Annotated in this window: 3 protein-coding genes; all 3 read left to right on the top strand. The window is 67.3% G+C overall.

Annotated features, from left to right (window positions below):
- Positions 1 to 415 precede the first annotated feature (415 nt).
- The 3 genes from ACIBQZ_RS43095 to ACIBQZ_RS43085 all read left to right on the top strand — a co-directional run bounded on the left by ACIBQZ_RS43095 (position 416) and on the right by ACIBQZ_RS43085 (position 3,953).
- Positions 416 to 1,000, top strand: a complete 585-nt coding sequence (locus ACIBQZ_RS43095; RefSeq protein ID WP_396094757.1) for a hypothetical protein — start codon at positions 416 to 418, stop codon at positions 998 to 1,000.
- Between the two features lie 309 nt (positions 1,001 to 1,309).
- Positions 1,310 to 1,786 (top strand): hypothetical protein, encoded by a 477-nt coding sequence (locus tag ACIBQZ_RS43090; protein WP_396094756.1) that lies wholly within the window; start codon positions 1,310 to 1,312, stop codon positions 1,784 to 1,786.
- A gap of 640 nt (positions 1,787 to 2,426) precedes the next feature.
- Entirely contained in the window at positions 2,427 to 3,953 is a 1,527-nt protein-coding gene (locus ACIBQZ_RS43085; RefSeq protein WP_396094755.1) for an FG-GAP-like repeat-containing protein, read from the top strand.
- Positions 3,954 to 4,797: the final 844 nt, after the last annotated feature.

The raw sequence follows: 4,797 nt of genomic DNA, 5'->3' as shown, positions 1-4,797 counted from the left end.
TCTGATGATCAGGACGACAAGAGCCGTATGACAGGAGACTGTCACGTACGGATCTGTGAGGGCCGGAGGGTGAAACTCCCTCCGGCTACTCGGCGACCTTCGATACAACGGCTACGAGGTCCAGTGGATCCTGCGGCACCAGCGGCTGTCGCGAGCGCTGGTCGACCAGCGCATCACCGACGGCAGCCACTACGACCTGGAGTCGCTGGCCGCCAATGCGAGCCTGTCGCCGGAGGTCGTAGCGGCCTTGTTCGATCATCCCGCACCACAGGTACGGCGTGCGCTGGCCGGCCGCTCGGACCTCACCCCGGCGCAACTCGCTCGCCTCGCCGCCGACCCTGACCCGTCCGTACGAACAGCCGTTTCGGTCCATCCCGCGCTGAGCGAACACCAGCGAGCGGCCATCGACATCGACATGACCACCGCCATCGGTGCGGGTATCGCGTATACCGAGAATCCGTGGGATCCGGCGCGGCCCGTCCCGTCGGTGCAGCAGAGCACGGCCTGGGCGCGCTCGGTGAACCCGCTGCTACGCCGCCGCGCCGCCCGTGACCATCGACTACCGAGCGCACTCGTACCGGCTCTCGCTGACGACACCGACCTGGGTGTACGGGTTCTGCTCGCCCACTACCACCCGGACGCGCCGCCGTGGCTGCTGCTGCGTGCGTTTCGTGAATACCCCAGCTCTTCCCGTGGCCGCTTGCCCTGGCTGCCGAACTTCCCCACCGCAGGATTGGCCCGCCTCGCCGACGACACCGACCCAGCCGTGCGACAGCTCGTCGCCCTGGACCCACTCGCACCGCCCGAGCTGATCGACCGGCTCACCCAGGACACCGACACCACCGTCCGGTACGCGATGGCGCAGTGCCCCCGCCTGTCCCTCGACCGGATCATCGAGCTGCTCGACCACGCCGACCTGGCCGAGCCGGCCGCCGCGAACCCCGCCCTGCCCGTGGCACGCATGTGGGATCTGCTGACCCGCAACGAACACGGTCGTTAGTCGTCAGCCGATTCCACACCTGATGCCGGTCACCCCTTACGCCCCCACTCCGCCCGCAGTGCCGGACGCAGCCGGATGCCGCGCTCAGCTCCTCGCCCGGCAGCGTGAAGCGCACAACGGGTGCCGTCGAAGCGCCGGCTTTGCGGCCGGCACCGATGCCAGCGCCGGCGCGGAGCAACCGGCCAAGCCAGGACGCTGCCAGCACCGGACACGCTGATATGCCGAGAGCGGACTCACGGGCGGTCGATCCGGCGGCGGCGAGGTGAGTGGGGCCGAGGTGGGTTCCCGGCCGGGTGCGATAGTGATTTGATGCGAGCTGATGAGGTCCGAACCCGCGAGCTGCTGCGGGCTCACGACGATCCGGCTCACCTCGAGTTCCCCGCTGGATTTGATTACGAGCGAACCGCGGCACGCTTCGGCCGACTCGATGCGCAACTGCGCGCCGCGTTCGGCACAGTTCATCTCTGGGACGGCCAGGATTGCAGCTTCCACGGCGGCGTCGAAGTGCCTGCCGAACGCACCGCTGGTGGCCTCTTGCTCAGGGTGATGGTCAGCAATTTCAGCGGCCTCACCGCGGTGTCCTCCGACCGGGCCCGCTACTGCGACGACGCCGAGCTCGCGGAAGTGATGCACCCCGTTGATGCCGCTCGTGTCTACGGAGTCCTGGAGGATCTGGGCTATGTCGTCCTGCGGCTGGACCCGCTGGAGGAGATGTACGACGGTGTCTGGGCCCCCTTGCGTACGCAAGGGGCACGGTGGTGGAGTCGCTACTTCGACTACCTGTGAGGCGTCCGGATCTGGCGTGCAGCGCGCGGACGCGTTCGACCTGTCGACAGAGGCGTCCTGAGCATGTTCGATCCGTATGCCTACTGAGATCACACTGGTGAGTGTCGTGACGCCGGAGTGGCTGGTCAGCTTGCTCCACCGGCGCGCCGTGGTCGATGAGCTCCTGGTGTCGGCGTATATCGCCGATGATGAACCTGACCGTGTCGTGGTCTTCGGCAAGGACGCCTTTCTGGGCTCCGACGCCGGATACGTCATGATGACCCTCGCGGGCGGCGACGGTCACTTCAGTCCGAGCGCCAGCCCCAGATGCAGCAGCAAGATCCCCGTGGCTGGACGCTCGTCATGGCCCACAGAGTCGCAACCCGCACGCACCGGCTCCCGAGCTCTTCCAGGGAGTGGGTTGGTATCTCGGCGGTAGAGGCCGAAAGGCATAGCCGAACGCGGTAACACCGCGCTGGTCAGTGCATCGGTGATCCCGTGGGGGCGTTCGGCGGTCAGATCGGGCCGTCGGGCGGATCTGTTCGGGTGGACGGCCGGAACCGCTGGTCTGGTCGTCTTGCTCCGATGGCCGCCGATAGCGCGCGTCGCGGGCGCGCCGTGATCGTTGACCAGTACATTCCCCGTCGGAAGGTGCTTGTCCATGCGTTCGACCGTGTGTGCTCTGGCGTGTGTGATCCTGGTCGGGGCGGCGTCGCCGGCCGCCGCGGAGGAGTCCGTACCGCCGCCGGTAGCCTTCGTCGCAACGGGCACCCTCCCGATCCAGGGGACCCTCCTCGTCGGCGACGTGACCGGTGACGGCGACCCTGACGTGGTCACCGACAAGGCGGTGTTCGTCGGTGTTCCCGGCGCGAGCTTCCAGCCGGTTCCCGTTGTCACGCCTACCGGTGCACGGTACCTCGGTGACGTCAACGGCGACGGCCGCGATGACTTCATCGTCCTTGACTCCGCTGCCGAGTCGCTGCACGTCACCTTCGGCACCAGCCAGGGCACCTTCGCCGGTGGCACGAACGTCTCCGTCCGGGTCACGGGTGGCCCGCCGCGAGTCGAAGCGGTCGTGGTCGCCGACTTCAACGGTGACGGCCACCCGGATCTCGGGACCGCCCGGAGGGGAGGGGTCGTGATCTTCCTGGGGTCGGCCGGTGGCTCGTTCACTCGCGGGTCCGGCGCCGCGGGAACGAGTCTGCCGTACATCAATGTGATCGACGCTGACGACATGGATCACGACGGCTTGGTCGACATCGTCGTCGATTCGAACGGCGACGGCGGGGGTCACGGCATCGATCTCATCCGCGGCAACGGGGACGGCACCTTCCAGCCTCCGCAGCGCATCCTCGGATACCCGGCAGACGAGCCGCAGATCGGTGACTTCAACGGCGACGGCAACCTCGACGTCGCGTTCCTTCGCGACGCCGAGTTCTTGGTCGGGCTGGGCGACGGGCACGGGGCCTTCCCGTCCGTCATGCCGGTTCCGGCCGGACCGTACGGCCTGCATTCGTGGCACCGCGGGGTCGGAGACGTTGACGGCAACGGCCGCTCCGACATCGTCACGGCCGTTGACGCCACCCAGGCAACGGTGCTGCTGAGTCAGGCGTCCGTGAAGATGGCGTGCACCACCAATGGTGGCAGCGTGACCATTCCGGCCGGAGCGACCGTGCGGAGCAGTAACCGCGCCGTGCTCCCGCCTGATCGGATCAGGGTCACCGCCGGAACCGTGACGATTCGGCCGGTAGCCGGCCGGTCCACTCTCACCGTGACCCCGCCCGGTGCGGGCCCGCTGACCTTCACCGTGGTGGCCGGCAGCTCCGGCGACGACACCATCACCGGTACCGAGGGCGCCGACCTGGTCTTCCCCGGCAAGGGCCGGGACGTCACCACCACTCTCGGCGGCGACGACCTGGTCTGCGACGCCGGCGGCGACGACCGGATCACCACCGGTGTCGGCAATGACGTGGCGTCCGGCGGCAGGGGCGGCGACACCATCATCACCGAAGCCGGCGCGGACACGCTGCTCGGCGGGCCCGGCGACGACACCCTGACCGGTGGGCCGGACGAGGACCGTTTCGCCGGCGGCGGCGGGCGCGACATCACCGATTTCGACCCGGCTCAGGGCGACCGTTCGCGCACCGCCCGGGGCGGTGTCCCCGAGCGGTCATTTCGGTCGAGGTAGCGGCCTTTCCGAACGCGGCGATCTCCGTACACGTGTGAGGAGGTTGGCCCGGACCCGGGTGGGTGCCCCTGTCCGGCTGGACGGAGATCTGACCATGGCTGTCGACGAAACCGGCGAGGCAACACCGCGCTCAACAGTCGCCGATCTTGCTCAGAAGTAGATGCTTCGGCCCGCTCCAGCGACGCAACCGTGCGTGGACGTGGTGACCCGGCCGCCAGTACTCCAACAGGAGATCCGTTTCCGGACTCCGTGAGTGCTTGCCGGGCGTAGTGCCTGGTCTTGGCGGTGGCATGATGCCCTCATCGAGGGACGGACCAGGCGATGACGTCGGCGACGCGTCGTGCAGGGTTGATGATCAGGGCGTAGAACAGTCGGCCGATCTGGCGAAGCGCGAAATGACCGGCCGGCGCGCCCGACCTCCGGTCACCGGATGTGTCGGTGTCCGTCGGCATCCAGACCTGGCCGAGATGAGTACACCCCATCACTGTTCGCATCCGGGTTTCAACTCCGGCGGGTCTGCTGCCTCCATCCGGCTGCCGCCGGAATGGGCAGTATTCGACACGTCCTTTTGCGGAAGCGGCGACTTGGATAATATGCATGTCTTGTCTTGGAAAGCTAGGGATGTTGCTGCGTGACGCGAGTGGCCGTCAATCACCCTTCCAGCGGAAGGATTTTTCGAAGTAGGACGGTTGAATTGCTTGAGCTGTTGATACTAATTCTGAACAAAGCATTCGATTTCACGCGGTCAGTGAGCCATTCCGGGTAAGGGACCGCGTGCGTTCGGTGAGTGTCCAGAGTGTGCAGGAAACGCCCGTACCTGTCTGATTGAGACATAAAGGCGCGG

Source organism: Actinoplanes sp. NPDC049599, from assembly GCF_044465625.1.
GTDB lineage: Bacteria > Actinomycetota > Actinomycetes > Mycobacteriales > Micromonosporaceae > Actinoplanes.
Note: the sequence above shows the minus strand (reverse complement) of the source record. Positions and strands in the feature narration are given on the sequence as shown.

Excerpts from the sequence above, each read along its gene's own strand:
- ACIBQZ_RS43090 (WP_396094756.1), top strand. The coding sequence starts at position 1,310 with ATGCGAGCTGATGAGGTCCGAACCCGCGAGCTGCTGCGGGCTCACGAC.
- ACIBQZ_RS43095 (WP_396094757.1), top strand. The coding sequence starts at position 416 with ATGACCACCGCCATCGGTGCGGGTATCGCGTATACCGAGAATCCGTGG.
- ACIBQZ_RS43085 (WP_396094755.1), top strand. The coding sequence starts at position 2,427 with ATGCGTTCGACCGTGTGTGCTCTGGCGTGTGTGATCCTGGTCGGGGCG.